The following is a 26,149-nucleotide window of genomic DNA, read 5'->3' as shown; positions in this document are numbered from 1 at the left end:
TCAGCCCGTTCCACAGAGAGCGGGCTTTTTTTCGCCTATTCGTTTCTGATCCGGCCCCGTTCAACCGCTTTTACATGCGGCTCTCGCAACCCGCCCCGATCTTCTACACTGGCTAGGCAGCGGTTCCCAGAACCGGCCAAAGGGCGATTGTCATGAAAATCCATATTCGCGAAATCGATCACGTTGTCATTCGGGCACGGAACGTCGAGTCCATGGTGCGCTTTTACTGCGACGTACTCGGTTGTAGCCTGGAAAAAGAACAGCGCGATCTGGGGCTGACGCAGTTGCGCGCCGGTCGTTCGTTGATCGATCTGCTGCAGGTCGGCGCAAAGCTCGATCACGCCGAAAACGGCGTGCCGGGTGCGGGCAGGAATATGGACCACGTGTGTCTGCGAGTCGATCCGTTCGACGCCGACGCGCTCAAGGCGCATCTGGCGGAACATGGGACGCAGGTGGGAGAACCGGCTTTGCGGTATGGCGCGGACGGCTTCGGACCGTCGCTGTATCTGTCCGATCCGGAAGGCAATACCGTCGAACTGAAGGGACCGCCCGACGCGGCGCGGGCGACTTCCCTCTAGCACATCGTCAGGCGTTGTTCGGCGCCTTCAACACCGTCCACTCGATTTTCACCGCATCCGCGTCGGCGCTGCCGAGCCACGCTTCGCCGTCCTGGACGGTGCATTGCAGACGCATCGTGCGTTCGGCGAGCGAGCCGAGCGCCGCGGCGACATCTTCGCCGAGCGACCACACGGTCACGTTGCGCATCCGCTCCACCTTGTTCTTCACGCCCTGCCACCAGATGTCCGAGGTGCGGCCGCCGTAGGCGATGACCACCACCTCGTTCGAGCGCCCGCTCGCCTTCGCGATGCGCCGTTCGTCGGGTTGGCCGACTTCGATCCACGTTTCGATCTGGCCGGTCAGGTCTTTCTGCCAGAGATCGGGTTCGTCGACATCCGAGAGTCCTTTGCAGAATTCGAGGCGCTCCTGCGCGAACAGCGCAAATGCGGCGACGCGGACCATCATCCGTTCGTCCGTTTCCGAGGGATGACGCGCGATCGTCAGCGAATGGTCGGCGTAATAATGCCGGTCCATGTCGGCGATCTGAAGTTCCGCCTTGTAAATCGTCGATTTGAGAGCCATGCCGTTGCTATACCAGACGCTCGCTCCACCGGAGCGAACGGAAAATGAGTCGTCGACGGCGCGTTGCCGCTTGCGACGGTGTTGGTTGTACATTGCCTGCTCCTTGCGCGCCGATGTGCGGCCGCCGACGCAAGGATCGAAGCATTTATCGCGCCACGGTCGCGTCGAGCGGTGCGCCGTAGACCGCCGTGGCGGCTTCCCGCAAGGCGTCGAGCACCACCGAGGCCGCTGGAGAAAGCAGATGCGACTGGCGCGTGATGATACCGAATGTATCCATTCTGTACGGCAAATCGATCGGGATCCGCTTGAGCACACCGTACTGTTGGTATTGACGCGCCACTTCGTCAGGTAAAACCGCCAACATATCGCTTTGCAGCAGCAAGCTCGAAATTGCCAGAAAATTGTTGGTATTGACCACGTTTTGCGGCGGATTCAGCCCAATCTGCGAAAACATCAGATCGAAACGATGTCGCAGAACGCTGCCTGGCGGATGCAGAATCCAGCCCGCGTTGACGATTCCGCGCAGTGTCAAACCTGTCTCATTTTCGAGAGGATGGCCGGGCCGGGCGACCACGCAGAGCGGTTCGTCGGCAAGCGGCTCGTAGCGCACTTCGGTCTTGAACTGGTTTTGCCGCTCCAGCACGCGACCCACCATGATCTCCAACTCACCTTCGGCGAGCCGTGGAAGCATGACATCCGAGGTTTCCACTTCCACCCAGATTTGCAATTGCGGATAGCGGTCTTTCACGTTGGCGATAGCACGCGGCACCATCGTCGCGGCCGCCGAAGCGATGACGCCGATACGCACCTGACCCGCGAGCCCCGAACGCAGCGCCGAGATTTCGTCGTGGGCGTGGCTCAGGTTCGACAACACCATGCGCGCGTGACGGATCATCACTTCGCCGTAGAGCGTGGCGTGCATGCCATGCGGCGTGCGGTCGAACAGGCTGACTTCGAGCATGTCTTCCAACTCTTTCAGCAGGCGCGACGCGGCGGGCTGCGTCATGCCGAGCACGTCGGCGGCTCGCCGCACGTTGCCCTCTTCTTCCATCGCGGCCAGCAGCAACAACTGCCGCGTCTTGAGCCTCGCACGCACGAACCAGTTCGAATAGCTACGCGTCATGGCCTGTCTCCCGTTGGCGGTTCGGTGCCGTCTGACGGGCGTGGCTCGTCGGCGTGGCCAATGAGACGCCCGTATTCAAGCGCCATGATGCCATATCGAAATTGATATCGGGACAGCCTGAAAAGGGATTGGAAAGTTATTGGGCCGGCTCATACCATTCGTGGGACTTTCCGAGCCTCTATCCAAAACGCCGTCCTTTCGATGAATCGCGATCCGCTCGTTCCACTCGTCAGCAGCCCGTTCCGCCATTACATCAATGGCGGCTGGGAGACGGGCGCAACCACGGGCGTGTCGATCAACCCGTCGGACCTCGACGAACCTGTCGGCGAGTACGTGCGTGCCGACGCGCGTCAGACCGATGCCGCCATCGACGCGGCGAGCGCGGCGTTCCGCGAGTGGTCGCTGAGCGCGCCGCAACGCCGTGCCGATGCGCTCGACGCAATCGGCAACGACATGCTGGCGCGCCGCGACGAGTTGGCGCGTCTGATTGCAAGAGAAATCGGCAAGACCTTGCCGGAGGCGCACGCCGAAGCCACGCGCGCCGGCCAGACCTTCAAGCTGTTCGCGGCCGAAGCGCTGCGCGGCGCGAGCGAGCCGTTTGCGTCCGCGCGCGGCGGCGTGGAGATCGACGCGACCCGCGAACCGCTCGGCGTGGTCGGCATCATTACGCCGTGGAGCGCGCCGCTGGCGATCGCCGCGGCGAAGATCGGCGCCGCCCTCGCCTACGGCAACTGCGTCGTCTACAAGCCGGCTGAAGCGACGCCGGCTTGCGCGGCGGCGCTGGCGTCGATCGTCAGTCGCGCGGGACTGCCAGCGGGCGTCTTCAATCTCGTGATGGGCAGCGGCCGACAGGTCGGCGCGCGCATCGCGACGCATCCGCAGGTCGCGGCCGTGAGCTTCACCGGCTCGGTGGAAAACGGCACACGCGTGTTGCAAGCCGCCGCCGCTCGCCAGGCGCGCGTGCAACTGGAGATGGGCGGGAAGAACCCATTCGTCGTGCTGGACGACGCCGATCTCGACGCCGCCGTAGAAGCCGCCGTGACGGGCGCCTACGGCGCCGCCGGACAGCGCGCCACCTCCGCGTCCCGCCTGATCGTGTCGCGCGCCGTGTTCCAACCTTTCGTGGATGCATTGCAGGCGCGGCTCGCCCGACTCACGGTCGATCACGCGCTCAAGCACGGCACCGATATCGGTCCGCTCGCGAACGCCATGCAACTCGAGCGCACCTTCGATTACGTGCGCGTCGGCCAGCAGGAAGGCGCGCAACTGCTGCGCGGCGGCGTCGCGCTCGAACGGGCGACGCGCGGCTATTACGTCGAGCCCGCGCTGTTCGTCGGCGAGCCTGACCATCGGATTGCGCGCGAAGAAGTGTTCGGCCCGCTCGCCGTCGTGCTGCCCGCCGACGATTACGACCACGCACTGCATCTCGCCAACGACACCGCCTACGGTCTGTGCGCCGGCATCTGCACGCGCTCGCTGGTCCGCGCGCGGCATTTTCGCCGCCACGCGCAGTGCGGGCTCGTCACGATCAATCTGCCGACCAGCGCCGTCGAACATCACGCGCCGGTGGGCGGCCGCAAGGCCTCGGCCTACGGCGCCACCGACGCCGCCTTCTGGACCACCGCCAAAGCAGCCTACTTCGCGAGCTGACACCGCCATGACGTCCACCGACACCACCGCCTTTTCGCGCCCCGGCTAGCGCCGCGCGCAACGACCCGCTGCAAATAAACCAGACCAATGCAGCTTTCAACCTCAGTACGACAGGAGACAGACATGACCCGCAAGCTTCGCCGTTTGACGCTATCCGCGCTCGCCGCCGCCGCACTCTCGGCCCCCTTCGCCGCCCAGTTTTCCGCGCACGCCGACCAGCCGCTCAAGGTCGGCTTCCTCGTGAAGATGCCGGAACAGGCGTGGTTCATCAACGAACAGAAAGCCGCCAGCGCGCTCGGCCAGAAAGACGGTTTTTCGGTGGTGAATATCGGCACGCCGGACGGTGAAAAAGTGCTCGCAGCGATCGACAATCTCGGCGCGCAAGGGGCCAAAGGCTTCGTGATCTGCGCGCCCGACGTGCGCCTCGGACCGGCCATTCAGGCGCGTGCGAAGCGCTACAACATGAAGTTCGTCACGGTCGACGATCAACTCGTCGATTCGACCGGCAAGCCGTTGCCGAACGTGCCGCATCTCGGCATGTCCGCGTTCAAGATCGGCAACCAGGTCGGTCAGGCGATCAGCGAAGAAATGAAACGGCGCGGCTGGAAGCCCGAAGAAGTCGGCGCGCTGCGCATCACCAATTACGAGTTGCCGACCGCCAAGTTGCGCACCGACGGCGCGACGCAGTCGCTGCTGGCCGGCGGCTTCAAGAAGGAAAACATTTTCGACGCGCCGCAAAAAACCACCGACGACGAAGGCGGCTTCAACGCGTCCTCGCCGGTGCTGGCGCAGCATCCAAACATCAAGAAATGGGTGATCTTCGCGCTGAACGAGGAAAGCGTGCTGGGCGGCGTACGCGCGACCGAGCAGTTGCATATTCCCGCTGCCGATGTGATCGGCGTCGGCATCAACGGTGCGGGCGAAGCCTTCGCCGAGTTCCAGAAGAAAGAGCCGACCGGCTTCTACGGCACGATCGCGGTGAGCTCGACCATGCACGGCAAGGAGAGCACGGAGAACCTCGTCGAATGGATCAAGGACGGTAAGCAGCCGCCCGCCGACACGCAGACCACCGGCAAGCTGATGGTGCGCGGCAACTGGCAGGACGTGCGTAAAGAACTCGGCATCTGAGTCTTGCGCGTGACGCGGGCCGCGTCGTCGTCAAGCGACGCGAGCCCGCGCAAAGTGTCCACCGGTTAGAGGTTTTCGATGACGGCTTCACACACTGGCATTCATCCCGACGAAGCGGCGGCGCCGACGCAGGCGCCCTCGCCTGTCGATTCCAACGCGCCGTATCTGCAACTCGACGGCATTACCGTGCGCTTTCCCGGCGTGCTCGCGCTCGACCAGGTATCGCTCGACGTGCGGCGCGGCGAAGTGCATGGCTTGATGGGCGAAAACGGCGCAGGCAAATCGACCTTGCTCAAAGTGCTGTCGGGCGTCAATCAACCGGCAGCGGGAACGCTGTCGCTCGATGGCGTCGAACAACAGTTCGTCACCACCAAGGCGGCCATCGCGGCGGGTGTCGCGATCATCTATCAGGAACTGCATCTGGTGCCGGAATTGACGGTGGCCGAAAACCTGATGCTCGGTGCCCTGCCGAATCGTTTCGGTGTACTGGACGAAAAAACGATGGTTGCGCGGGCCGTGCGTGAACTCGAACGGCTCGGCGAAAAGATCGATCCGTCGCAACAGGTGAAGAATCTTTCGATCGGTCAGCGTCAGATGATCGAGATCGGCAAGGCGTTGATGCGCGATGCGCGCGTGATCGCATTCGACGAGCCGACCAGTTCGCTGTCGTCGCGCGAAACCACGCAACTGTTCCGGATCATTCGTGCACTGAGGGCCGAAGGCCGCGCGATTATCTACGTCACGCATCGTATGGACGAGGTCTACGAACTGTGCGACCGCGTGACGGTGTTTCGTGACGGCCGTCGCATCGACACGTTCGAAGCCGGTGAAGGACTCGATCGCGATCGCCTGATCAGTTGCATGGTGGGCCGCTCGATCGCCGACGTGTACGGTTACCGGTCGCGCGAACTCGGCGACGTGCAACTCGACGTGAAAGCGCTGCTCGGACGCGGTTTGCGCGAGCCCGCTTCTTTCACCGCGCGCAAAGGCGAAATTGTCGGCTTCTTCGGACTGGTGGGCGCGGGCCGCTCCGAATTGATGAAGCTGATCTACGGCGCGGTGAAACCCGTGGCCGGCGAAATCACCCTCAAAGGCGAACGCGTTCGCTTCGCCACGCCGCGCGACGCGGTGCGCGCCGGAGTCGCGTTGTGTCCGGAAGACCGCAAGCAGGAAGGCATCGTTTCGATCGCGTCGGTATCGGACAACCTCAACATCAGTTGCCGCCGTCATTTCAGCCGCTTCAACGTGCTCAACCGCCGCAAGGAAGCGCGGACCGCGAAAGAATTCATCGGCAAGCTCGCGATCAAGACGCGTAACGGCGAGACGCCGATCGGCACGCTCTCGGGCGGCAATCAGCAAAAAGTGATTCTGTCGCGCTGGCTGGCCGAAGACATCGACGTCTTCCTGATGGACGAACCCACGCGCGGCATCGACGTCGGCGCGCGCAGCGAAATCTACGGCCTGCTGTATGGGCTTGCCGATGCGGGTCGCACGGTGATCGTCGTGTCGAGCGACCTGGCCGAAGTGATCGGCGTGGCCGATCGCGTGATCGTGATGAAGGAAGGCCGCATTGTCGGCGACCTGCCGAAGGCACAGGCCACACCCGACGCGCTCATCAAACTCGCGCTGCCCCGCTGACCAGCCATGCAACGATCAACAGCGTTTCACTGGGCGCGCAACCGAATCCAGTCGCCCATCTCGCGCAATTGAAAACGGAATAATCATCATGCAGACACCTTCTACCGATTCCTCCACGCCGGCGGTCGCGTCCGCGGGACTCAGCGCGCGTGCCGCACGCACCTGGGATCTGATCAACAAGTCCGGCATCGTGATGGTGTTCGTCATTCTGTTCGCGGCCTTGTCGTTCACCGTGCCGGATTTTCTGAGCTCGCGCAACATTCAGGGCCTGCTGCTCTCCGTCACGCTGATCGGCTCGATCTCGGTGACGATGATGTTCGTGCTCGCGCTCGGCGAAGTCGACCTCTCGGTGGCGTCGATCGTCGCGTTCGCCGGCGTGGTCGCGTCCACGCTCATTACGGCGACGCATAGCGTGATGCTCGGCATCGCGGCCGGCGTGCTGGCGGGCGGCGCGGTCGGTCTCGTGAACGGCGTGCTGGTGGCGCGCTACAAGATCAACTCGCTGATCGTCACGCTTGCCATGATGGAAGTCGTGCGCGGGCTGGCCTACATCACCTCGAACGGCGATGCGGTGATGATCTCCGAAGAGAGCTTTTTCGAACTCGGCGGCGGCTCGTTTCTCGGCATTTCGTATCCGATCTGGAGCAACATCGTCGGCTTCGTGCTGTTCGGCTTTTTGCTGAAGAAAACGGTGTTCGGCAAAAACGTCCTGGCGGTCGGCGGCAATAGCGAAGCCGCGTTGCTGGCGGGCTTGCCTGTCACGCGAATCAAGATCACTGTGTTCGTATTGCAGGGCCTCGTCACGGGTTTTGCAGGCGTGATGCTTGCGTCACGCATGAGTCTCGGCGACCCGAAAACGTCGGTCGGTCTCGAACTCGGCGTGATTTCCGCGTGCGTGCTCGGCGGCGTCTCGCTGACGGGCGGCGTGGCGACGATTTCCGGTGTGCTGGTCGGCGTGCTCATCATGGGTTCGGTGCAGGACGCAATGAGCCTGATGAACGTGCCGACTTTCTATCAATACCTGATTCGAGGCGGGATTCTGCTGCTTGCCGTGCTGTTCGATCAGTTCCGCCGCAGCAAGCGCGTGCACTGAGCGGCCACACGGGCGCGACTTTCCCCTCTACATGCTTGCCAACAGGAGATTTCATGGCTGATTCGAATGAGACTAAAAAGCCGCTGCGCAGCCAGGCGTGGTTCGGCCTCAAGGACCGCGACGGTTTTCTGCATCGCTCGTGGATGAAGAACCAGGGCATTCCGCACGACGAGTTCGATGGCCGCCCGGTCATCGGCATCTGCAATACGTGGTCGGAATTGACGCCATGCAACGCGCACTTTCGCGAACTGGCCGAGTACGTGAAAAAAGGCGTGCACGAAGCCGGCGGCTTGCCGCTCGAATTTCCGGTCATGTCGCTCGGTGAAACGAATTTGCGGCCCACCGCCATGCTGTTTCGCAACCTGGCGTCCATGGACGTGGAAGAGTCGATTCGCGGCAATCCGATGGACGGCGTCATTCTGCTGGTGGGCTGCGACAAGACCACGCCGGCGTTGCTGATGGGCGCGGCGTCGTGCAATTTGCCGGCGCTGGCCGTATCGGGCGGACCGATGCTCAATGGCCGCTTCCGCGGCAAGCATATCGGCTCGGGCACGGGCGTCTGGCAGATGTCCGAGGAAGTGCGCGCCGGTTCGATGACGCAGGAAGAATTCACCGAAGCCGAATCGTGCATGAACCGTTCGCGTGGCCATTGCATGACCATGGGTACGGCCTCGACGATGGCCTCGATGGTCGAATCGCTCGGCATGGGTTTGCCGCACAACGCAGCGATTCCCGCCGTGGACGCGCGCCGGCAGGTGCTGGCGCATCTGGCGGGACGGCGCATCGTCGACATGGTTCGCGAAGATCTGACGATGGACAAGATCCTCACGCGCCAGGCTTTCGAAAACGCGATCCGCACGAACGCGGCAATCGGCGGCTCGACCAATGCGGTCGTGCATCTGATCGCGCTGGCCAAGCGCATCGGCGTGGAGCTGTCGCTGGAAGACTGGGAACTCGGTTCCGACGTGCCGTGCCTGGTCAATCTGCAGCCATCCGGCGAGTACCTGATGGAAGATTTTTACTACGCGGGCGGCTTGCCCGCCGTGCTGAAGCAACTCGGTGAACAGGGCTTGCTGCACAAGGAAGCGCTCACCGTGAACGGCAAGACGCTCTGGGACAACGTGCGCAATGCGCCGAACCACGACGAGAAAGTCATCACGACTTTCGCCGAACCGTTCAAGCCGAAGGCCGGTATTGCCGTGCTCAAGGGCAACCTGGCGCCCAACGGCGCGGTGATCAAACCGTCGGCGGCCACGGCGAAGTTGTTGAAGCATCGCGGACGCGCGGTCGTCTTCGAAAACATCGAAGAACTGCACGCAAAGATCGACGACGAAGCGCTCGATATCGACGAGCACTGCATCATGGTGCTCAAGGGCGCGGGACCGAAGGGTTATCCGGGATTCGCGGAAGTCGGCAATATGCCGCTGCCGAAAAAGGTGCTGCAAAAAGGCATCACGGACATGGTGCGCATCTCGGACGGCCGGATGAGCGGCACGGCCTACGGCGCGGTCGTCCTGCACGTCTCGCCGGAAGCCGCGGCGGGTGGTCCGCTGGCGTTCGTGCAGACCGGCGACATGATTGAGCTGGACGTGGAAGCGCGCCGTCTGCATCTGGACGTGAGCGACGAAGAACTGTCGCGCCGGCGCGCCGCATGGCAGGCGCCGGAATCGCCCAAACGCGGCTATTACAAGCTCTACGTGGAGCATGTGCTGCAAGCGGACCAGGGCGCCGACCTCGACTTCCTCGTGGGATCGAGCGGCGCACCGGTGCCGCGCGATTCGCACTGAGCCACGGCGAATCCAACGAGTTGTTCCTGCGCTTTTGCGAGAAGGCGACTGCCGGTGCGAATCGACGATTCGCACCGGCTTTTTTATTTCCGTCTGCTCGATAGCGGCGCAATGCGCATCCGCGAAATAAAAAAGGCCGGACATCTTCATGTCCAGCCAATTTTTAACTCACAGGTTCTCTATCTCCGGGTTTTAAGAACCAGAGGATTTTTATTAGGCGACCTCGCCTCTGCCAATATCGGCGTCAAGGCAAAGCGCGGGCACCCGGCAAAATCTTATTGCTTGATAAAGCGATCGTTCGCCCAAAGGCCTTGCGTATCGCTATTACCGGAATTCACGAATTCCACATCATGTCCGACCACGCGCACGACGCGGAAACTCGAGTTTTCAGGCGTCGAAACGCATTGATAACCGGAGAAGAATTCCTGCATCTTTTGCTGTTCACCGGCTTGCGCGTGCTGGTCGGCGGCGTCGAGTTTATCTTTCGACAGACAGCCGTAGGCGTTGGCCTTGAACTGGATAGTTTGCTGCGGCTTGACCATGGCGTCTTGCGCCTGAACGGAAGCAGCAGCCAAACCCGCAATGGCGAAAAGAAGGGCGATTCGCGTTTTCATATTTTCCTCCGGTGCGGGTGATTACTCAGGTTAGCTATCTATTTAACTATAAGATTGAACCCGCAACTTGCACTTTAGGAGAACGCGGCAGAACGACAAGCACATCTTGTGTGCGGTCGCAACAGTGGCGAAATGTCGCACCCGGCGTCGCAGGTGCTTAAACCTTAGGCAGCCGAATGACACCTTGGAATTACAAGGGATAACTAAAGAAGGGGCAGGGCGCTGCGCTTTATCCAGTAACGGTTCGCGCAGCGTATTCGCGTAAACGAGTAAGTCTATTTAAACGATTGAATACATTCCATTAACGATCTTGGTGCGTCGCACACAAAGTCATTTGAAGGACGAATAAAAAACGGCGAAATAACGGTGTAGATGCAGAAGATATTCGGTGCCAGCCTCCTGATCGACGCTCTCCGGCATATCGAATCGGAGCGCCAGCCGGACGCGGCCTTAAGCGACGTGCTCTACAATGAAATCAGATTTCTGCGATCGGAGGTTACTGTGATCGAGCATCTGATTCTGGGCGTTTTTCTGGTCGTTCCGCTAGTGATCGTGGCGTTCCTTTTCTCGGACGAATTGTGGCAGGAACACCGCCATCTCCACGAACTGCGGCCGGCGCACGCAAAGCCGCGCCGCATCGACTGGCGGCATCCGCTGCGTCGCCGGCGACACGATCTGTGATCTGCGCGACCGGTCGCGCGGTCTGCATGGAAATCCGGCTCGACCGGCTTCAGTCTGCGCGCCAGTGGGCGCGAATGCGTTTGGCGAGCGCTTCGAGCGCGTCCGTGTCCGCCATTTCGCGCGCGTGCATGCGCAGCGCTTCGCCTTCCCAGCGCGGGATCACGTGAAAGTGCACGTGCGGCACGGTTTGCCCGGCCGCGCTTCCGTTGAACTGTCCGATGAACATGCCGTCCGGCTTGAGCGTGGCGCGTAGGGCAATGGCGAGCTTCTGCGTCATGCGCATGCAGGCGATCACCGACGCATCCGACAAATCGAATATCTCGACCGCGGCTTCTTTCGGCACGACCAGCACGTGGCCATCGGCTTGCGGCATCAGGTCCATGAAGGCGAGTGCTGCGTCGGTCTCCGCCACTTTGATGCAGGGCAGTTCGCCACGCAGGATTCTCGCGAACGGATTGCTGTTGTCGTAGTTCATCACACGTCCTTTCTGATTGCCGGACAGGCCGGCATGAAGAGGGAAGTTGCCGCGCCGGACGGCGCATGCGGACATTGTCCCTCACATCTATTACAGCGCGACGTTACGATGCACGCGCCCGCCGTCAGCGCCAGTCGGTCGCCACGTCGTCGGGATCGACCAGCGTCAGTCCCGAAGCCGGCAGCGGCAACGCCGTCTTGTAGCGAACCTGCTTGAGCGCAAAACTCGAACGGATGTTCGAGATGCCCGGAATCTTCGTCAGATGGTCGACGATAAACCGCTCCAGCGTTTGCATATCGGGCATCACCACGCGCAGCAGGTAATCGGCGTCGCCGGTCATCAGATAGCACTCCATCACCTCGGGCCGTTCTGAAATGGCCTCCTCGAAGCGCCGCAGCGCGTCTTCCACCTGCTTTTCCAGACTCACCTGAATGAACACGTTGATACGCAGACCCAGCGGCTCCGGGTTCAGCAGCGTGACCTGCTGCTTGAACAGGCCGAGTTTTTCCAGCGCGCGAACGCGGTTGAAGCAGGGCGTTGGCGACAGATTGACCGAGCGCGCCAGGTCCGCATTGGTGATGCGCGCGTTCTGCTGCAACTGGCTCAGGATGCCGATGTCGATGCGATCGAGCCTTCTGGGTGGCGTGCTCATAGATGAAAAATTCCTTGGTAGGCGGAAAATCCGGAATAAATAGCCTATCGCAGCCCGGGAATGCAAGCAAATGAGATGCTCATTTTGTGGACCGACAGATACCATGACTTAACCTGATTCGAGTCGAATGCCTTCTTGCCGGAGTGGCGCCATGACGGATTTATCCAGCGGTAGCAAGCAGTTGGAATCGATGCATCACCGCAGCGGCGACGCCGCGCAGAAGCACGACAGCGATCCGCAGGAAACCGCCGAATGGCTGGAGGCGCTCGACGCCGTCGTCGCGCACGTCGGACGCGAGCGCGCGCAGTTCCTGTTCGACAGGCTGGCCAGCCATGCGCTGTCGCTCGGTGTCGAATCCGCGCGAACGACCATCACGCCTTACCAGAACACGATTCCGCTGGAGCGCCAGCCGCGCTATCCCGGCAATCTCGAACTGGAAGAGCGACTGGCCGCCGCATTGCGCTGGAACGCGCTCGCCATGGTGGTGCGCGCCAATCAGGCGTACGGCGAACTCGGCGGCCACATCGCGAGCTACGCGTCGGCGGCGGATCTGTTCGAGGTCGGCTTCAATCACTTCTTTCGCGCGGCGGCGCCGGGCGGATCATCGAACGAAAACGCGGGGACGGGCGATCTCGTCTATTTCCAGCCGCATTCGTCGCCGGGTGTGTATGCGCGGGCTTACCTCGAAGGTTTCCTGTCCGAAGAAAACCTGGAGCGCTATCGGCGCGAAATCGGCGGACCGGGTCTGTGTTCGTATCCGCATCCGTGGTTGATGCCGGACTTCTGGCAGTTCCCCACCGGCTCGATGGGCATCGGGCCGATCAACGCGATTTACCAGGCGCGCTTCATGCGCTACCTCGCCAATCGCAAACTCGCGCAAACGGAAGGGCGCAAGGTGTGGGGCTTCTTCGGCGACGGTGAAATGGACGAGCCGGAATCCACGGGCGCGTTGTCGCTCGCGGCGCGGGAAGGACTCGACAATCTGGTGTTCGTCATCAACTGCAATTTGCAGCGCCTGGACGGTCCGGTGCGCAGCAACGGCCGCATCATCGACGAACTGGAGGCGCATTTCATCGGCGCGGGCTGGAACGTCATCAAGGTGATCTGGGGTTCCGACTGGGACGCGCTGTTCTCGCGCGACCGCACCGGCGCCTTGCTGCGCGCGTTCGCGCACACCGTGGACGGCCAGTTCCAGACCTTTTCGGCGAACGACGGCGCCTACAACCGCGAGCGCTTCTTCGGGCAGAACCCCGAACTGGCCGCGCTTGCCGAGCAACTGAGCGACGACGACATCGACCGCTTGCGGCGCGGCGGTCACGATGTGCGCAAGCTGCACGCGGCGTACGCCCAGGCGCTGGCGCATCGCGGTCAACCCACCGTGGTGCTCGCCAAGACCATGAAGGGCTTCGGCATGGGCACGTCGGGGCAGGGCCGCATGACCACGCATCAGCAGAAGAAGCTCGGTTTCGACGACCTCAAGGCGTTTCGCGACCGCTTTCGCCTGCCGCTCACCGACGCGGACGTCGAACAGGTGAAGTTTTACAAGCCAGCGGAAGACAGTCCGGAGATGCAATACCTGCACGCTCGCCGGGCTGCCCTGGGAGGCTATCTGCCCAGAAGGCGGAGAGTTGCATCGACGGGGCTGATCGTGCCGTCGATGTCCTCCTGGGGGCAATTCGCGCTGGAATCGAACGGCCGCGAGATGTCCACGACGATGGCGCTGGTCCGCATGCTGACCGCGCTGCTGAAAGACAGCGAACTCGGTTCGCGCGTGGTGCCGATCGTCGCCGACGAAGCGCGCACCTTCGGCATGGCGAACATGTTCAGGCAGGTCGGCATTTACTCGCCGCTCGGCCAGTTGTACGAGCCGGAAGACCTCGGTTCCATGCTGTATTACCGCGAAGACACGCAAGGCCAGATTCTGGAGGAGGGCATTTCGGAGGCGGGCGCGGTGTCGTCGTGGATCGCGGCGGCAACGTCCTACAGCGTGCACGATTTATCCATGCTGCCGTTCTATATCTACTACTCGATGTTCGGCTTCCAGCGTATCGGCGACCTGATCTGGGCCGCGGCCGATCAACGCGCGCGCGGTTTCCTGATCGGCGCGACGTCGGGCAAGACCACGCTCGGCGGCGAAGGTCTGCAGCATCAGGACGGCACGAGCCACCTCGCGGCGTCGACCATTCCCAACTGCCGTGCCTACGATCCGGCGTTCGCGTACGAACTTGCCACGATCGTCGACGAAGGCATGCGCGAGATGGTCGAGCAGCAGCACGACGTGTTCTATTACGTGACGGTGATGAACGAAAACTACGCGCAGCCGTCGGCGCCTGCGGGCATTTCGCAAGCCGTGCGCGAAGGCATTCTCAAAGGGATTTATCCGCTCGATCCGCAGTCGCCCGCCCGCGCACGCGTGCAATTGCTCGGCGCTGGCGCGATTCTCGGCGAAGCGATCGCCGCGCAGCAGATTCTTAAGGAAGACTGGCAGATCGAAGCCGCCGTGTGGAGCGTGACGAGCTTCACCGAACTGCAGCGCGACGGCATGACGGCGGAACGGCTCGACCGGCACGGCGAACCGGCGGACGCGCCCTACGTGACGCGCGCACTCGCGGCATCGCAAGGTCCGGTGATCGCGGCAACCGATTACGTGCGGGCGGTGCCCGAGCTGATTCGCGCCTACGTGCCGCGCCGTTATGTGACGCTCGGCACCGATGGCTTCGGCCGCAGCGACACGCGCCAGGCGTTGCGGGAGTTCTTCGAAGTGGATCGCAAGGCGATCGTGATGGCCGCGCTGAAGGCGCTGGCCGACGAGAATCAGATCGAGGCAAGCGTGCTTGCCGAAGCGCGCCGGAAGTATCTGGGCGATTCCGCTAGCGGCGCTGCCTCATGGCAATGTTGATTCCCGCACCGCCACCTGATTCTTGCCGTCGCGCTTGGCCTGGTACAGGCCGATGTCCGCTGCTTCGATGAGTTTGGTGACCGGCTCGTTGAGCGTCGGCACGACCGTCGCCGCACCGATGCTGATCGTCACCACACCGGTGGCCGAACCCGAATGGGCGAGGCCGAGCGCCTCGATGGCGCGGCGGATTTTTTCGGCCAGCAAGCGCAATCCGCCCGACGACGTTCCCGGCACCACCACCGCGAATTCTTCGCCGCCAAAACGCGCCGCGAGATCGGGCGAACGTCCGAGACAGGACTCGATGGTTTGCGCGACCTGCTTGAGCACTTCGTCGCCGGCTACGTGTCCGTAGGTATCGTTGTAGGCCTTGAAGTTATCCACGTCGATCATCAGGAAGCCGAGACCGCTCTGGTCGCGCGTGCCCCTGCGCCATTCGGCGGACAGGTACTGGTCGAGATAACGGCGGTTCGACAGACCCGTCAGACCGTCGGAATGCGTGAGCCGCTGCAGTTCCAGATTGGTGGCGAGCAGTTGCTGCTGCGACTGGCGCAACGCCTGATACGCCTCGTCACGTTGCAACAGGTTCAGGTACGAGCGCGAGTGATAGCGAATCCGCGCGAGCAGCTCGATGCGGTCGGGCAGCTTCACGAGATAGTCGTTGGCGCCGGCGGAGAACGCCGCGCTCTTCACGAGCGGCTCTTCCTTCGTCGACAGCATGATGATCGGGATGTCGCGCGTCGCCGGATTCTGCCGGTATTGACGCACGAGCGTGAGCCCGTCGGTGCCCGGCATCACCAGGTCTTGCAGGATCACGGTCGGGCGCGTTTCCTCGGCGCACCGCACGGCTTCTTCGGGCGACGCGCAATAGTGAAAATCGACGCTTTCCTCGCCGGCCAGCGCCTGCCGGATGGCCTCGGCGATGATCGCCTGATCGTCCACCAGCAAGACCATGATCGGGCATTCCGCCGCGGGCGGATTACCGAGGATGCGCGCCAGCGCGTCGTCGATCGCGTGATTGGGCGCGTCCACCGCGTGCGCCTGCGCATTCGCGGTGTGTTCCGCGAGTTCCTGCGTAGCGTCGTCCTGAGGCGGTTTGCGAGTGTCCATGTCGGTCTGCCAAAAAAATGTTCAATGTTTCCAATCGGCTCGTAGTCGGCGTCGTTCGTTCGGCGTCTGTGTGCTGTTATCGGTCCGGCGCGTCCTGACGCGCCCTAACGTGCCGACACGGCCGCGACCACCGCTGCCGCAATGCGCGGCAACGGCAGGATGGCGGCGGCGGCGTCGAGCGCGGCGGCCGCCTTCGGCATGCCGTACACCGCGCAGGTCGCCTCGTCCTGGGCGATCGTGTGATAGCCCTTGGTCCGCATCGCCTTGAGGCCGATTGCGCCGTCGCGTCCCATGCCGGTGAGCAGCACGCCCACCGCGCGCGCCGGCCAGCGCGCCACCACGCTATGAAAGAACACGTCGACGGACGGCCGGTACGGCGTTTCCGCCGGTATGCGCGTATAGCCGAGCACGTTGGGTAACTTCAGGTGCAGGTGATCGTCGGTCGCGGCGAGCAGCACCACGCCCGCTTGCGGACGGTCGCCTTCGAGCGCGATCCGTACCGGCAGCGCCGACTGCTGGTTGAGCCAGTCGGCCATGCCGGCAGCGAACGCGGCGTCCACGTGCTGCACGATCACGACGGCGGCGGCGAAGTCTTTCGGCAGGCCGGCGAGCAAGGTCGCGAGCGCCGCGGGGCCGCCCGCCGACGCGCCGATCGCCACCAGCGGCGTCTCGCGGCTGGTCGGATTGGCCGACGGCGTCGCGCAGGCCGCGCCGGGCGCGTTGCGCTCCTTCACCAGCGCGCCGATGCGGTCGATTTTCGCGATCAGCATGGCGATGCTCTTGTGTGCGTCCGGGCCGCTCAGCGACGGCGTATCCACGGCATCGAGCGCGCCCGCGCCCATCGCTTCGTAGACACGCCACGCGTTGGCGCCCACGTCGACCGTCACGATCAGGATCGCGCACGGCGCGCGCGCCATGATACGCCGCGTTGCCTCGATCCCGTCGACATTCGGCATCACGAGGTCCATCAGAACGATGTCGGGCCGTTGCGCCGTGCAGAAATCGAGCGCCTGCTGGCCATCCTGCGCGACCCACAGCACGTCGTAGTCGAGGCGCGCCGCGAGCGCCCGCCGCAGCGCCTCGATGGCGAGCGGCATGTCGTTGACGATTCCGATCTTCATGCTTGTCACCCGTGGGTTTAACCGTACGCTTCGCCGATCAGGTCGCGCACTGCGTCGAGCAATGCTTCGTCGTGAAAGCTGCCTTTCGCGAGGTAATAGTCCGCGCCGGCATTCAATCCGGCGCGGCGATCTTCTTCGCGATCCTTGTACGACACGATCATCACCGGCAGCGACTGCAACTGCGGATCGCGCTTGATGAGCGTGACGAGTTCGATGCCGTCCATGCGCGGCATGTCGATATCGGTAATGACGAGATCGAAGCGCTCGCCGCGCACGGCGTTCCAGCCGTCCATGCCGTCGACGGCGATCGTCACGTCGTAACCGCGCGTGGCTAGCAGCTTGCGTTCGAGTTCGCGCACGGTGAGCGAGTCGTCGACCACCAGCACGCGCCGCGTGGTGCGCTGCGCGGCTTGCGCGGCGCCTTGCCGCGCGTGTTGCAGATCGCCGCCGGCGACGAGCTTTTCGACCGAGCGCAGCCAGTCGTCGACATCGGCGATCAGCACGGGGTCGCCGTTTTCCATCAACGCGCCCGCCGTGATGTTGCGAATCTTGCCCAGCCGCGGGTCGAGCGGCTGCACGACCAGCATGCGTTCGCCGAGAAAGCGGTCCACCACCACACCGTAAGTTTGCGCACCGTCGCCGATCACGACGAGGCTGACCGCGTCGGTTTGATCCGCGGACGGCGCGGTTTCCAGAATCTGATGCGCGGTGACGACGCCGATGCGGCGGCCGTCGAAAGCGATGTGCTGATGGCCTTCGAGCAGTTCGATGTCGGCGCGGCTCACGTTCAGCGTGCGATTCACGTGGGCGAGCGGCACGGCGTACGGTTCGCCGGCGATTTCGACGAGCAGGCTGCGGATCACGGAGAGCGTCAGCGGCAACTGCAGTTGTACGCGCGTGCCGAAGCCCGGTTCGTGAGTGATGCGCACCGTTCCGCGCACGCGCTTGACCACGTCGTGCACGGCGTCGAGTCCCACGCCGCGGCCCGAGACTTCGGTGACCTGATCGCGCAGCGAAAAGCCCGGCAACAGCAGGAATTCGAGCAGCTCGGCTTCCGAGAGCCGCGCGGCGGTTTCTGCACTCGCCAGCTTCTTGCGGACGATCGATTCACGCAGCGCCGCGAGGTCGATCCCGGCGCCGTCGTCGGATACCGAGATCAGCAGCGCGCCGGCCGTGTGACGCGCGTCGAGCGTGAGCGTGCCTTCTTCCGGCTTGCCGCGCGCGAGACGCACGGCGGGCGCTTCGATGCCGTGGTCGATTGCATTGCGCAGCATGTGACCGAGCGGCGCCTCGAGCAGATCGAGAATGTCGCGGTCCACCTGGGTCGCTTCGCCGACCAGTTGCCAGCGCACTTTCTTGCCGAGCGAACGCGCCACGTCGCGGACCATGCGCGCGAGGCCGCTGGTGCCGTCGCCGAAAGGACGCATACGGCATTGCAACGCGGCGTCGTAAAGCTGTTGCGACAGATGCGTCGAGCGGCGGTCGAAGCTTTCGAGATCGGCGAGGCGTTCGGCCAGCAGTTGTTGCGACTCGGCCGTGAGGCGGCGCAGTTCTTCGAGCATCGCTTGCGCGCGCGGATCGAGCTTCAGATCGGCGAGTGTTTCGTGCAACTGGTCCAGTGCGCGCGTGCTGTCACGTTGCACGCGTTTGACGCGCAACATCGATTGCGCGAAGGGCTTGAGCCAGCGCGACTCCACGAGCGACTCGCCGGAGAGCGAAAGCAGACGGTCGAGGTTGTCGGCGCGCACACGCAACATGCGGCCGGCTTCGTTGCCGGATGGACTGGCCGGCGCAGGTGTCGCGGCCGGCAACGGTTCTACCGCAGCAGCCGCAACGCTCGCAGCGGCGGGCGCGGGTGTTACGTCGACGGCAACCGTTTGAACCGGCACCGAGGCCGCCGGAGCGCTGGCCGCCGCGTCGGCTTCGGCGCGCAGAGCGCGGGCGATTTCGTTGAAGGCAGCGTCGGGATCGAATTCGGCGGGAGACGAAGCGTCGGGCGCGGCGGCCGCTTCGGGCGCAGCGACATCCCGGCGCGGTGCCGCGCCGTGCGGCGCGACATTCGCCATGCGCGCCTGCAACGACGTCACGCAGGCGCCGACTGCGTCCTGCGCCGAGTCGTCTTCGTCGTTGCCGATGCGCGCGACGATATCCACTCCGCGCAGTAATTCGTCGATCCACGCGGCGTCGAGCAACGCGCGGCCTTCCTGCGCGGCGACGAAGCAATCTTCCATGGCGTGCGCGAGTTCGACGCCGACCTGCACACCGACGATTCGTGCCGCGCCTTTCAGCGAATGCGCGGCGCGCATGCAGGCCTCCAGCGCGGCGGCGTCGGTCGGCGTGCGGTCGAGCGCGAGCAGGCCGTCGTTGAGCACGCGTGCCTGAGTCCGCGCTTCTTCGCGGAAGAGGTCGATCAGCGACGGGCGGCGCGGGTCGTCCGTCATCCGAGGCTCCGGTTCAAGGTGTCGAAGAGTGCGTCGGCGTCGAGCAGGCCGACGCTCATGCCGCGCCACGGCGCCACGGCGCGAGTATGCGCAGCCGCTGCGTGCGACAGCGTGGCGGGCGGCGGGCAGAAGGTATCGACCGCGAGCCGATGCACGCCGTCCACCTGATCGACCGGAAACACCGCGTGTTCCTCGGCGCGCGACACCACCAGCAGGCGCGGCATATCGTGACGCGCCCGGTCGTCGCGCGAAGCGGTGTCGGGTTCGAAGCCCAGCAGATGCGCGAGCGACAGACACACGAGCAATTCACCTTGCACGTTGACCACGCCGAGCACGGCGCGATGCTGTCGGTGCGGTAACGTGTGGACCGGCCGCGTCTGCACGATGCGTTTGAAAATGGCGGTGGGCAGCGCAAGCCATTCGTCGCCGATCCGGAACACGAGAAAAGATTGCGTCGCGCCGCGCGGCTGATGCTGCGCATGCGTTGTGGCGCCGGCTTCGTGCCGCGCCAGATCCACGAGCGGAATCGGCCGTTCGAGCAGCCTGGCGGCGGCGGTTTCGAACACCGGGCAGTTCAGGCAACGGACGTATTCCTCGAGACGCTCGCACGACGAGTCGCCGCGCACGCCGATGCGGTTCCAGCAGTCGTCGAAGCTCGCTTGATGGATGGCGGTCTGCTCAGCCACGCTGGGCTCCCTGTACGCGCGAGGCGCGTTGCATCAGCAGACGCGCACCGGCGCGATCGCCTTCGAGTTCGAGCAGGGTGGCCAGATGCGCGAGCGCTTCGGCGTGCTGCGGATCGAGATACAGCGCCTTGCGATAGTGACCGCGCGCCTGCTGGCTTTCGCCGCTGGCATCGGCCAGCACGCCGAGCAGATAGAACGCGTCGGCGTGCGGTGCGTGCTGTTCCAGATAGGCATTGATCATGACGGCTGCTTCGCTCAACTGACCGGCATCGGCCAATGTCTGCGCCGCCTGCAAGGTCTCGCGCGCCGCGTTGACCGGCAGGCTGGCTTGCGCCGCAGCAGGGTCGCGCGCGAGTGCGTGAGCGGGCGAGGGCCAAACCGCTTTAGGCGGCAACGTACCTGGCGACGCATGCGGCAAATGGGCCGCCGGGTTTGTGGGGACGTGCGTGTCCGCCGACGCGCCGGCCATGCCCGCGTGCACCGCGTCGGCGTTCGAAGGCGACGGCGCCACCGGATCGGGCCATGCAAACGGCGCAGCCGAGAAAACCTGCAGCGGCGCGAGCGCCGGAACCGGCGCGTGTGTCATCGCGAGTGCGGCGGCTGTCGCGAGCGGAGCGGTGGACCAACTGGCGGTTGCGGCTTCGCCAGGCGCGGCGCGATGAAACGCAAACGCCAACGGAATTTTCGCGGACTGCATGCCGTAACGCATCAGCACGCCGGTTTCGGACGGACCGACGAACAAGGTGCCGTTCTCGGCCAGCACGCTATCGAGCGCTTGCAAGGCGGCGTGTTGCGCGTCGCGATCGAAGTAGATCAGCACGTTGCGGCAGAACACGAAATCGTAGACGCCGAGTGCGGTGGCGTCGAGTTGCATCAGGTTGGCACGCGTAAAGCGCACCGCGTCGACGATGCGCGGTGCGAGCCGCCAGCCGTCTTCGGTACGCGTGAAATGGGCGTCGCGAAACGGGAACGCGTTGCCGCGAAACGAATTGCGTCCATAGACCGCGCGCTGCGCGACGGCGAGCGAGCGTTCGCTGACGTCCATCGCGTCGATGCGCAGATGCGCCGCGTCGATGCCGGCATCGAGCAGGGTCATCGCGATCGTGTACGGCTCCTCACCGGTCGAACAGGGCAGGCTCAGGACGCGCAGCGGGAAAGCCGTGCCACGTTGCGCGAGGCGTTCCTGCGCAAGCCGCGCGAGCGCTCTGAACGCTTCCACGTCGCGGTAGAACCAGGTTTCCGGCACCACGATGGTTTCCACCAGCATCTGGATCGTGGCCGGCGATCGCTGCGCCGCGTCCCAGTAGTCCGCGAGGGTGGCGTCCGCGTGACCGTCCGCGCACCAGGCGGCAAAGCGCACGTCCACGGCGCGCTCGATGGCGTGATGCCCGAGCGAGGCCGCGTCGAGCCCGATGGTCCGATACAGCAGATCGGCGAAGCGCCGGTAGAGCGGCGCGTTGTCGTGATGCGCGTTCATGCGTGCGCCTCGGGAAACAGCAATGCCTTGACGTCGTCGGGCAGCAGATGTTCGACGCGAATCCATTGCACCAGCGCGCCGGCTTCGCTTGCGACCGGGCCGAGATAACGCGCGTTCGGCATATCGATGCCGGCATCGCGGAAGGCAGCGGCGTCGAGACGGATGGTGCGCGTGGCGTTTTCCAGCAGCAGCGCGAGCAGGCGCACCGTGCCGGCGAACGGATAGCGCACGATCACCACACGCGTCGACATCAGTTGCGCGGCCGGTCGTCCAAGCGCGAGCATGGGCAGATCGATCACCGGCAGCGGCGCGCCGTCGTACTCGGCCACGCCTGCGACCCACGCCGGTGCGCCGGGAATCTGACGCGGCGGTGCATGCGGCGTGAGCGGCATCATGCGCTCAACCTGCGTCGCGTCGATCACGTAGCGTTCGCTATCGAGCGTGAAGAGGATGAAGAGCATGGGCGTGGGCGTCGATGTGAAGTGGCGGGCTGGCGCAATGCCTGAATGGCCCGCCGCGGGGCGTCAGGCTTGCACCTTGAAGCGCGAAACGCCGGTGCGCAGGCTGTTGGCGACGTGCGTCAGATCGTCGATCGCCTGGGTCGACTGGCGCAGCGATTCCGCCGTCTGCTGCGCGGCCTCGGACAGCTGCGTCAGCGCCTGGGTGATCTGCTCGGCGCCGGTGGCCTGAGTCTGCATGCCTTCGTTGACCATCGAGAAGCGCGGCGCGAGCGCCTGAACCTGCTGGATGATCTGCGTGAGATGGCCGCCCACGTTCTGCACGTCGAGCATGCCGCGCCGCACTTCCTCGGAGAACTTGTCCATGCCCATCACGCCGGCGGCGACCGCCGACTGAATTTCTTTGACCATCTGTTCGATGTCGTAAGTGGCGACAGCGGTCTGGTCGGCGAGACGGCGGATTTCGGTTGCGACCACCGCGAAGCCGCGACCGTATTCGCCGGCCTTTTCCGCTTCGATTGCCGCGTTGAGCGAGAGCAGGTTGGTCTGGTCCGCGACCTTGGTGATGGTGGCCACCACCTGATTGATGTTGCTCGCCTTCTCGTTGAGGATCGCGAGCTTGGCGTTGACGGAACCGGCCGCTTCCATCACGAGGCGCATGGTTTCTTCCATGCGCGCGAGGCCGGCGTGACCGGTGCCCGCGAGCGCCGCCGACTGGCCGGCGACTTCCGAGACTTCGTTCATGGTGCGCAGCAGATCGCGCGACGTCGCGAAAATCTCACGCGAGGTCGCGCCGATCTCGGTAGTGGTCGCCGCGGTTTCGTTCGCGGTGGCTTGCTGTTCGCGTGAGGTCGCGGCAATTTCCGTCACGGAAGTCGTCACCTGCACGGCCGACTTCTGCGCCTGTCCGACCAGCGCGGTCAGTTCGTCCGTCATGCGATTGAAGCCCGCCTCGAGCGCGCCGATTTCGTCCGCGCGATTCAGTTGCAAACGCTGCGTGAGATCGCCGGTGCGCATCACGTCCACCACCTGCAGCACCTTCGCCATCGGCGTCGTGACGGCGCGTAGCAGCCAGTAGCCGGCCAGCACGGCGACGATCGCCGCGATCAGCAGCATGACCAGCAACACGATGCGCGTGGCTTCGACCGAACTGCGGATGCTTTCGGCGGCTTCGTCGGCGTAACCCTTGTTGTTGTCGACCAGCTTGCGCATGGCCAGCCGGCCCGCTTCCCAGGTCGGCGTGAGTTGCGAGTTGAAGATGCGCGCGGCGTTGTCTTTCGACGTGGGCAAAGCGTTCAGCAGCGACGCCTGGATCGGCAGGTACTGGGCGTGTTGCTGACGGAAGTCGTTGAAGGTGTCGCGGTCGGCCTGGCGGAAGATCGTGCCGCCGTAATCGTTCAGCAACTTCTGAAGCGTTTGCTGAGTGTCGTTGAGGCGGGACGTGTCGCGCTTCACCGATTCCGGATCGCCGTCGACGTAGATCAGTCGCTGCGTGACCGTGTAGTTCTCGAACCATGCGGCGCGCATCGCCGTGGCGTAGTAGAGACCGGGCATCGAGTCCTGCTGCTGGCTCTTCGCGTTGCGATCGATGCCGCCGAGCTGTTCGAAAGTGACGACTGCCATGGCCAGCATGACGATCAGCACAATGCCGAAGCTGCACAGAATCCGTTGCCGGATGGTCCATTGTTTCACGCGAACGCCCCTTACTTTTTGCTTGTCTCGATGCCTGTCGCTCGACGCTCACGATCGCGTGATCGATAGACCGGAAAGCTTTGCGGGTCGTCGGATTCGTCCGACGGCTTATGTCGGCGAATTTTACATTGATCGGGGGAATCAGGCGGCTCGTGCATGGCCTCTAACGGGTTTTCCTGACCGCGTCGCGGACTCGGTGTGGCGCCGTACCCACGTTACACCGGTAATGCCCCGTTACCACTTGCAGCATCTATTTCGGCGCGGCACCGCCACAATCTGTTCCATGCCTAAACGGCGGGAGCGAAAACATGAAAAAGATTGCGGTTGCGTTGTTGATGGTCGGTGGCCTGAGCATGGCGGGACAAGCGTCCGCGCATGGCAACGGGGGCGATGTAGTCGGTGCGCTGATCGGCGGCGCGGTGCTGGGTGCGGTGGTGACGTCGGCGCTGAATCCCGCGCCCGTGGTCGCGTATCAGCAGCCCGTGTATGCGCAGCCGGTTTATCAGCCGGCGCCGGTGTACGCCGGGCCGCCGCCGGGATATTGCTACGACCAGTATCAGCGCGCCTATGTGGCATGCGGCGCTCCGCCGCCGGCGCAATACGGTTATCCGCAGCAGCAGGGCTGGTAACGGGCGTAATCTAAGCCCGGCAGAAGGCTGGCAAAGACAGAAAGGCCGTCGCAATGCGCGACGGCCTTTTTTGTATCAACGGGACGAATTCAATGGCGGTGGTGTAACCACTCGGCATAGTGAGTGTCGAGCCAGCGCTCCAGGCGTTCGGGCTTCGACTTGTGACGCGAGTGGGACACAGCCCAGATCGCCCCACCGATCACGATCATGACCAAAGGTCCCAGCAGGTAAGCCATCAAGGATTCAGACATGGGGAGCCTCCGTGTCGGGCCACGTCAATTTTCCAGTTTAGGCGATGGATCGACGGAAAGCAGCGGTGAAAAAAACGGTTGGCGGCAAGCGCGGGGAGAAAGACGTAGATGGCCGAAGGTGGGGCTGGCGGGCGTCCGCTCGCGGTTCACCGGTTGTTCATCTGCTGCTCATCTGCGCGTCGACAAAATCCGCCCATAGTTGCAAGGTCTTGCGCTGCGCTTCTTTCTGTCCGGCGCGGGCGGCCGGTTGGGCGTCGGCGTCTTTGGCCACGCGGGCGAGGGCGCTGTCGATGGCGTCGGCCGGCTGTCCCATCGCCAGAAGATGCGTCGACGCCGTGCGCCGGAAATCGTGCAGCACGAAATGTTCGACGTCGAGACCGAGCGCCTTCACGGCCTGATTGAGCGTGCTCTTTGCGATCGGCCGCTCGTCTCCTCTGACGCTCGGGAACACGAAGCTCGCCGCGGTGCGCGAAGCCTGAAGTTCGCGCAACAAGGCGACCGCCTGACTGGACAGGTAGACGCGATGTTCGCGCTCTTTCGGTGTGCGCTCGGCGGGAATTTTCCAGAGCGCCTTATCCAGATTGAATTCCGACCAGCTTGCTTCGATCAACTCGGATTTGCGGACCATGGTCAGCACGAGCAGATGCAGCGCCAGTTTCAGCGGACGGCGAATGTCGGACGCATAGATTGCGCGCAGCATCGCGCCGATTTCGTCAGGCGCGAGCACGCGGGTACGGCTGTCGGGCGTCGCGATGAAGCGCGCCGGGACGAGTTCGGCCGGATTGGCGGTGGCAAGCTGACGGGCAATCAGGAATTCGTAGAGGCGCTTGACGACGTTGCGCGTATGCAGCGCCATCTTCGGCGAGCCACGGCTTTTGATCTGCTCGCAGATTGCGCGGACATCGGCGTCCGTCACGGACTTGATCGGCTTGGCGCCGATGGCGGGCAGCACGTCTTTGTCGAGCGCGCGGCGCGTGGTGCGGCGGTATTCGTCCGACTTGCCCGCCATTTCCGTTGCGAGATAAAGCTCGGCGCCTTCGCGCAGCACCTCGGCTTTGGCTTCCGCGCCACGATCGCGGCGTGCCGTGGCAACCGGCGAAACGCCGTTGGCCACCATTTCCGCATACTTTTGCGCCTTCGCCCGCGCGACGCGCAGAGAAATCATGCGGTAGTCGCCAATGGTCGCCAGCGGCTGACGCTTGCCGCCCAGCGAATAACGGAAGCGCCAGACCTTGGTCCCGGTGGTCATGACCTCGATGACCAGGCCGTTGCCGTCTGCGACGGAATAGCGGACGGCGCGCGGTTCGAGGGCGCGCACCTGGCTTTCGGTGAGGGGAACAGCGAGCTTCGGCATGAGCAGCGGAATCGTCGATACACGGATGCCGTGAGTTTAAACCGGGAACGGTT

At 63.9% G+C, this 26,149-nt stretch carries 23 protein-coding genes; 9 read left to right on the top strand and 14 right to left on the bottom strand.

Features of this window, described 5'->3' with window-relative positions; translation table 11 throughout:
• Nucleotides 1-152: 152 nt before the first annotated feature.
• Nucleotides 153-578, top strand: coding sequence for a VOC family protein (locus P3T18_RS10515; protein ID WP_429299834.1), 426 nt, complete (start codon nt 153-155; stop codon nt 576-578).
• A 7-nt stretch (nt 579-585) separates the two neighbouring features.
• Here P3T18_RS10515 and P3T18_RS10510 read toward each other — a convergent pair whose 3' ends face one another.
• Together P3T18_RS10510 and P3T18_RS10505 are read right to left on the bottom strand one after the other, a co-directional pair.
• Nucleotides 586-1,140, bottom strand: a complete 555-nt coding sequence (locus P3T18_RS10510) for a YaeQ family protein (RefSeq protein WP_429300088.1) — start codon at nt 1,138-1,140, stop codon at nt 586-588.
• Between the two features lie 145 nt (nt 1,141-1,285).
• On the bottom strand, nt 1,286-2,263 hold the full coding sequence (locus P3T18_RS10505; RefSeq protein WP_429299833.1) for a LysR family transcriptional regulator: 978 nt from the start codon (nt 2,261-2,263) through the stop codon (nt 1,286-1,288).
• Nucleotides 2,264-2,464: 201 nt separating this feature from the next.
• Between P3T18_RS10505 and P3T18_RS10500 the strand changes: the two genes are divergently transcribed.
• The 5 genes from P3T18_RS10500 to P3T18_RS10480 all read left to right on the top strand — a co-directional run bounded on the left by P3T18_RS10500 (nt 2,465) and on the right by P3T18_RS10480 (nt 9,559).
• Nucleotides 2,465-3,913, top strand: a complete 1,449-nt coding sequence (locus P3T18_RS10500) for an aldehyde dehydrogenase family protein (RefSeq protein WP_429299832.1) — start codon at nt 2,465-2,467, stop codon at nt 3,911-3,913.
• Between the two features lie 123 nt (nt 3,914-4,036).
• Nucleotides 4,037-5,041, top strand: a complete 1,005-nt coding sequence (locus P3T18_RS10495) for an arabinose ABC transporter substrate-binding protein (protein ID WP_429299831.1) — start codon at nt 4,037-4,039, stop codon at nt 5,039-5,041.
• Nucleotides 5,042-5,119: 78 nt separating this feature from the next.
• Entirely contained in the window at nt 5,120-6,679 is a 1,560-nt protein-coding gene (araG, locus tag P3T18_RS10490) for an L-arabinose ABC transporter ATP-binding protein AraG (protein ID WP_429299830.1), read from the top strand.
• A gap of 88 nt (nt 6,680-6,767) precedes the next feature.
• Entirely contained in the window at nt 6,768-7,772 is a 1,005-nt protein-coding gene (gene araH, locus P3T18_RS10485; protein WP_429299829.1) for an L-arabinose ABC transporter permease AraH, read from the top strand.
• A gap of 53 nt (nt 7,773-7,825) precedes the next feature.
• Entirely contained in the window at nt 7,826-9,559 is a 1,734-nt protein-coding gene (locus tag P3T18_RS10480; RefSeq protein ID WP_429299828.1) for an IlvD/Edd family dehydratase, read from the top strand.
• A gap of 275 nt (nt 9,560-9,834) precedes the next feature.
• Here P3T18_RS10480 and sap1 read toward each other — a convergent pair whose 3' ends face one another.
• Nucleotides 9,835-10,173, bottom strand: a complete 339-nt coding sequence (sap1, locus tag P3T18_RS10475) for a surface attachment protein Sap1 (protein ID WP_429299827.1) — start codon at nt 10,171-10,173, stop codon at nt 9,835-9,837.
• A 372-nt stretch (nt 10,174-10,545) separates the two neighbouring features.
• Between sap1 and P3T18_RS10470 the strand changes: the two genes are divergently transcribed.
• Nucleotides 10,546-10,854 carry a hypothetical protein gene (locus P3T18_RS10470; protein ID WP_429299826.1) on the top strand — a complete coding sequence of 103 codons (309 nt, stop codon included), beginning with the start codon at nt 10,546-10,548 and terminating at the stop codon, nt 10,852-10,854.
• Nucleotides 10,855-10,903: 49 nt separating this feature from the next.
• On the opposite strand, the gene P3T18_RS10465 is transcribed toward P3T18_RS10470, so the two are convergent.
• Together P3T18_RS10465 and P3T18_RS10460 are read right to left on the bottom strand one after the other, a co-directional pair.
• A complete protein-coding gene (locus P3T18_RS10465; RefSeq protein WP_429299825.1) occupies nt 10,904-11,329 on the bottom strand; it encodes an HIT family protein in 426 nt (141 codons plus the stop codon).
• Between the two features lie 124 nt (nt 11,330-11,453).
• A complete protein-coding gene (locus tag P3T18_RS10460) occupies nt 11,454-11,981 on the bottom strand; it encodes an Lrp/AsnC family transcriptional regulator (protein WP_429299824.1) in 528 nt (175 codons plus the stop codon).
• Nucleotides 11,982-12,132: 151 nt separating this feature from the next.
• Between P3T18_RS10460 and mdeB the strand changes: the two genes are divergently transcribed.
• Nucleotides 12,133-14,880 carry an alpha-ketoglutarate dehydrogenase gene (gene mdeB, locus P3T18_RS10455; protein WP_429299823.1) on the top strand — a complete coding sequence of 916 codons (2,748 nt, stop codon included), beginning with the start codon at nt 12,133-12,135 and terminating at the stop codon, nt 14,878-14,880.
• On the opposite strand, the gene P3T18_RS10450 is transcribed toward mdeB, so the two are convergent.
• The 7 genes from P3T18_RS10450 to P3T18_RS10420 form a co-directional block, all read right to left on the bottom strand.
• Nucleotides 14,866-15,987, bottom strand: a complete 1,122-nt coding sequence (locus tag P3T18_RS10450) for a diguanylate cyclase (protein ID WP_429299822.1) — start codon at nt 15,985-15,987, stop codon at nt 14,866-14,868. The genes mdeB and P3T18_RS10450 overlap by 15 nt on opposite strands.
• A 104-nt stretch (nt 15,988-16,091) precedes the next feature.
• Nucleotides 16,092-17,108, bottom strand: coding sequence for a chemotaxis response regulator protein-glutamate methylesterase (locus tag P3T18_RS10445; protein WP_429299821.1), 1,017 nt, complete (start codon nt 17,106-17,108; stop codon nt 16,092-16,094).
• A gap of 17 nt (nt 17,109-17,125) precedes the next feature.
• Nucleotides 17,126-19,549: a hybrid sensor histidine kinase/response regulator gene (locus tag P3T18_RS10440; protein WP_429299820.1), complete on the bottom strand. Its 2,424-nt coding sequence runs from the start codon at nt 19,547-19,549 to the stop codon at nt 17,126-17,128.
• Nucleotides 19,546-20,235: a chemotaxis protein CheW gene (locus tag P3T18_RS10435; RefSeq protein WP_429299819.1), complete on the bottom strand. Its 690-nt coding sequence runs from the start codon at nt 20,233-20,235 to the stop codon at nt 19,546-19,548. Before P3T18_RS10435 ends, P3T18_RS10440 begins: the two co-directional genes overlap by 4 nt.
• Nucleotides 20,228-21,712 carry a CheR family methyltransferase gene (locus tag P3T18_RS10430; RefSeq protein ID WP_429299818.1) on the bottom strand — a complete coding sequence of 495 codons (1,485 nt, stop codon included), beginning with the start codon at nt 21,710-21,712 and terminating at the stop codon, nt 20,228-20,230. The genes P3T18_RS10435 and P3T18_RS10430 overlap by 8 nt, the downstream gene beginning before the upstream one ends.
• On the bottom strand, nt 21,709-22,173 hold the full coding sequence (locus P3T18_RS10425) for a chemotaxis protein CheW (protein ID WP_429299817.1): 465 nt from the start codon (nt 22,171-22,173) through the stop codon (nt 21,709-21,711). The genes P3T18_RS10430 and P3T18_RS10425 overlap by 4 nt, the downstream gene beginning before the upstream one ends.
• Before the next feature lie 63 nt (nt 22,174-22,236).
• The gene (locus tag P3T18_RS10420; RefSeq protein ID WP_429299816.1) at nt 22,237-23,862 is read right to left on the bottom strand and encodes a methyl-accepting chemotaxis protein; all 1,626 of its coding nucleotides are present in this window, start codon (nt 23,860-23,862) and stop codon (nt 22,237-22,239) included.
• Between the two features lie 308 nt (nt 23,863-24,170).
• On the opposite strand from P3T18_RS10420, the gene P3T18_RS10415 reads away from it, so the two are divergent.
• Nucleotides 24,171-24,491, top strand: coding sequence for an ecotin precursor (locus P3T18_RS10415; RefSeq protein ID WP_429299815.1), 321 nt, complete (start codon nt 24,171-24,173; stop codon nt 24,489-24,491).
• 89 nt (nt 24,492-24,580) lie between these two features.
• Here the strand turns inward: P3T18_RS10415 and P3T18_RS10410 are convergent, their stop codons facing one another.
• Together P3T18_RS10410 and P3T18_RS10405 are read right to left on the bottom strand one after the other, a co-directional pair.
• Nucleotides 24,581-24,742 carry a hypothetical protein gene (locus P3T18_RS10410; RefSeq protein ID WP_429299814.1) on the bottom strand — a complete coding sequence of 54 codons (162 nt, stop codon included), beginning with the start codon at nt 24,740-24,742 and terminating at the stop codon, nt 24,581-24,583.
• Nucleotides 24,743-24,899: 157 nt separating this feature from the next.
• Nucleotides 24,900-26,096, bottom strand: coding sequence for a tyrosine-type recombinase/integrase (locus P3T18_RS10405; RefSeq protein WP_429299813.1), 1,197 nt, complete (start codon nt 26,094-26,096; stop codon nt 24,900-24,902).
• Between the last annotated feature and the right edge of the window lie 53 nt (nt 26,097-26,149).

It is taken from the genome of Paraburkholderia sp. GAS199 (genome assembly GCF_050436585.1).
Lineage (GTDB): Bacteria > Pseudomonadota > Gammaproteobacteria > Burkholderiales > Burkholderiaceae > Paraburkholderia.
Note: the sequence above shows the minus strand (reverse complement) of the source record. Positions and strands in the feature narration are given on the sequence as shown.

Excerpts from the sequence above, each read along its gene's own strand:
- P3T18_RS10515 (WP_429299834.1), top strand. The coding sequence starts at position 153 with ATGAAAATCCATATTCGCGAAATCGATCACGTTGTCATTCGGGCACGG.
- P3T18_RS10510 (WP_429300088.1), bottom strand. The coding sequence starts at position 1,140 with ATGGCTCTCAAATCGACGATTTACAAGGCGGAACTTCAGATCGCCGAC.
- P3T18_RS10505 (WP_429299833.1), bottom strand. The coding sequence starts at position 2,263 with ATGACGCGTAGCTATTCGAACTGGTTCGTGCGTGCGAGGCTCAAGACG.
- P3T18_RS10500 (WP_429299832.1), top strand. The coding sequence starts at position 2,465 with ATGAATCGCGATCCGCTCGTTCCACTCGTCAGCAGCCCGTTCCGCCAT.
- P3T18_RS10495 (WP_429299831.1), top strand. The coding sequence starts at position 4,037 with ATGACCCGCAAGCTTCGCCGTTTGACGCTATCCGCGCTCGCCGCCGCC.
- araG (WP_429299830.1), top strand. The coding sequence starts at position 5,120 with ATGACGGCTTCACACACTGGCATTCATCCCGACGAAGCGGCGGCGCCG.
- araH (WP_429299829.1), top strand. The coding sequence starts at position 6,768 with ATGCAGACACCTTCTACCGATTCCTCCACGCCGGCGGTCGCGTCCGCG.
- P3T18_RS10480 (WP_429299828.1), top strand. The coding sequence starts at position 7,826 with ATGGCTGATTCGAATGAGACTAAAAAGCCGCTGCGCAGCCAGGCGTGG.
- sap1 (WP_429299827.1), bottom strand. The coding sequence starts at position 10,173 with ATGAAAACGCGAATCGCCCTTCTTTTCGCCATTGCGGGTTTGGCTGCT.
- P3T18_RS10470 (WP_429299826.1), top strand. The coding sequence starts at position 10,546 with ATGCAGAAGATATTCGGTGCCAGCCTCCTGATCGACGCTCTCCGGCAT.
- P3T18_RS10465 (WP_429299825.1), bottom strand. The coding sequence starts at position 11,329 with ATGAACTACGACAACAGCAATCCGTTCGCGAGAATCCTGCGTGGCGAA.
- P3T18_RS10460 (WP_429299824.1), bottom strand. The coding sequence starts at position 11,981 with ATGAGCACGCCACCCAGAAGGCTCGATCGCATCGACATCGGCATCCTG.
- mdeB (WP_429299823.1), top strand. The coding sequence starts at position 12,133 with ATGACGGATTTATCCAGCGGTAGCAAGCAGTTGGAATCGATGCATCAC.
- P3T18_RS10450 (WP_429299822.1), bottom strand. The coding sequence starts at position 15,987 with ATGGACACTCGCAAACCGCCTCAGGACGACGCTACGCAGGAACTCGCG.
- P3T18_RS10445 (WP_429299821.1), bottom strand. The coding sequence starts at position 17,108 with ATGAAGATCGGAATCGTCAACGACATGCCGCTCGCCATCGAGGCGCTG.
- P3T18_RS10440 (WP_429299820.1), bottom strand. The coding sequence starts at position 19,549 with ATGACGGACGACCCGCGCCGCCCGTCGCTGATCGACCTCTTCCGCGAA.
- P3T18_RS10430 (WP_429299818.1), bottom strand. The coding sequence starts at position 21,712 with ATGAACGCGCATCACGACAACGCGCCGCTCTACCGGCGCTTCGCCGAT.
- P3T18_RS10425 (WP_429299817.1), bottom strand. The coding sequence starts at position 22,173 with ATGCTCTTCATCCTCTTCACGCTCGATAGCGAACGCTACGTGATCGAC.
- P3T18_RS10415 (WP_429299815.1), top strand. The coding sequence starts at position 24,171 with ATGAAAAAGATTGCGGTTGCGTTGTTGATGGTCGGTGGCCTGAGCATG.
- P3T18_RS10410 (WP_429299814.1), bottom strand. The coding sequence starts at position 24,742 with ATGTCTGAATCCTTGATGGCTTACCTGCTGGGACCTTTGGTCATGATC.
- P3T18_RS10405 (WP_429299813.1), bottom strand. The coding sequence starts at position 26,096 with ATGCCGAAGCTCGCTGTTCCCCTCACCGAAAGCCAGGTGCGCGCCCTC.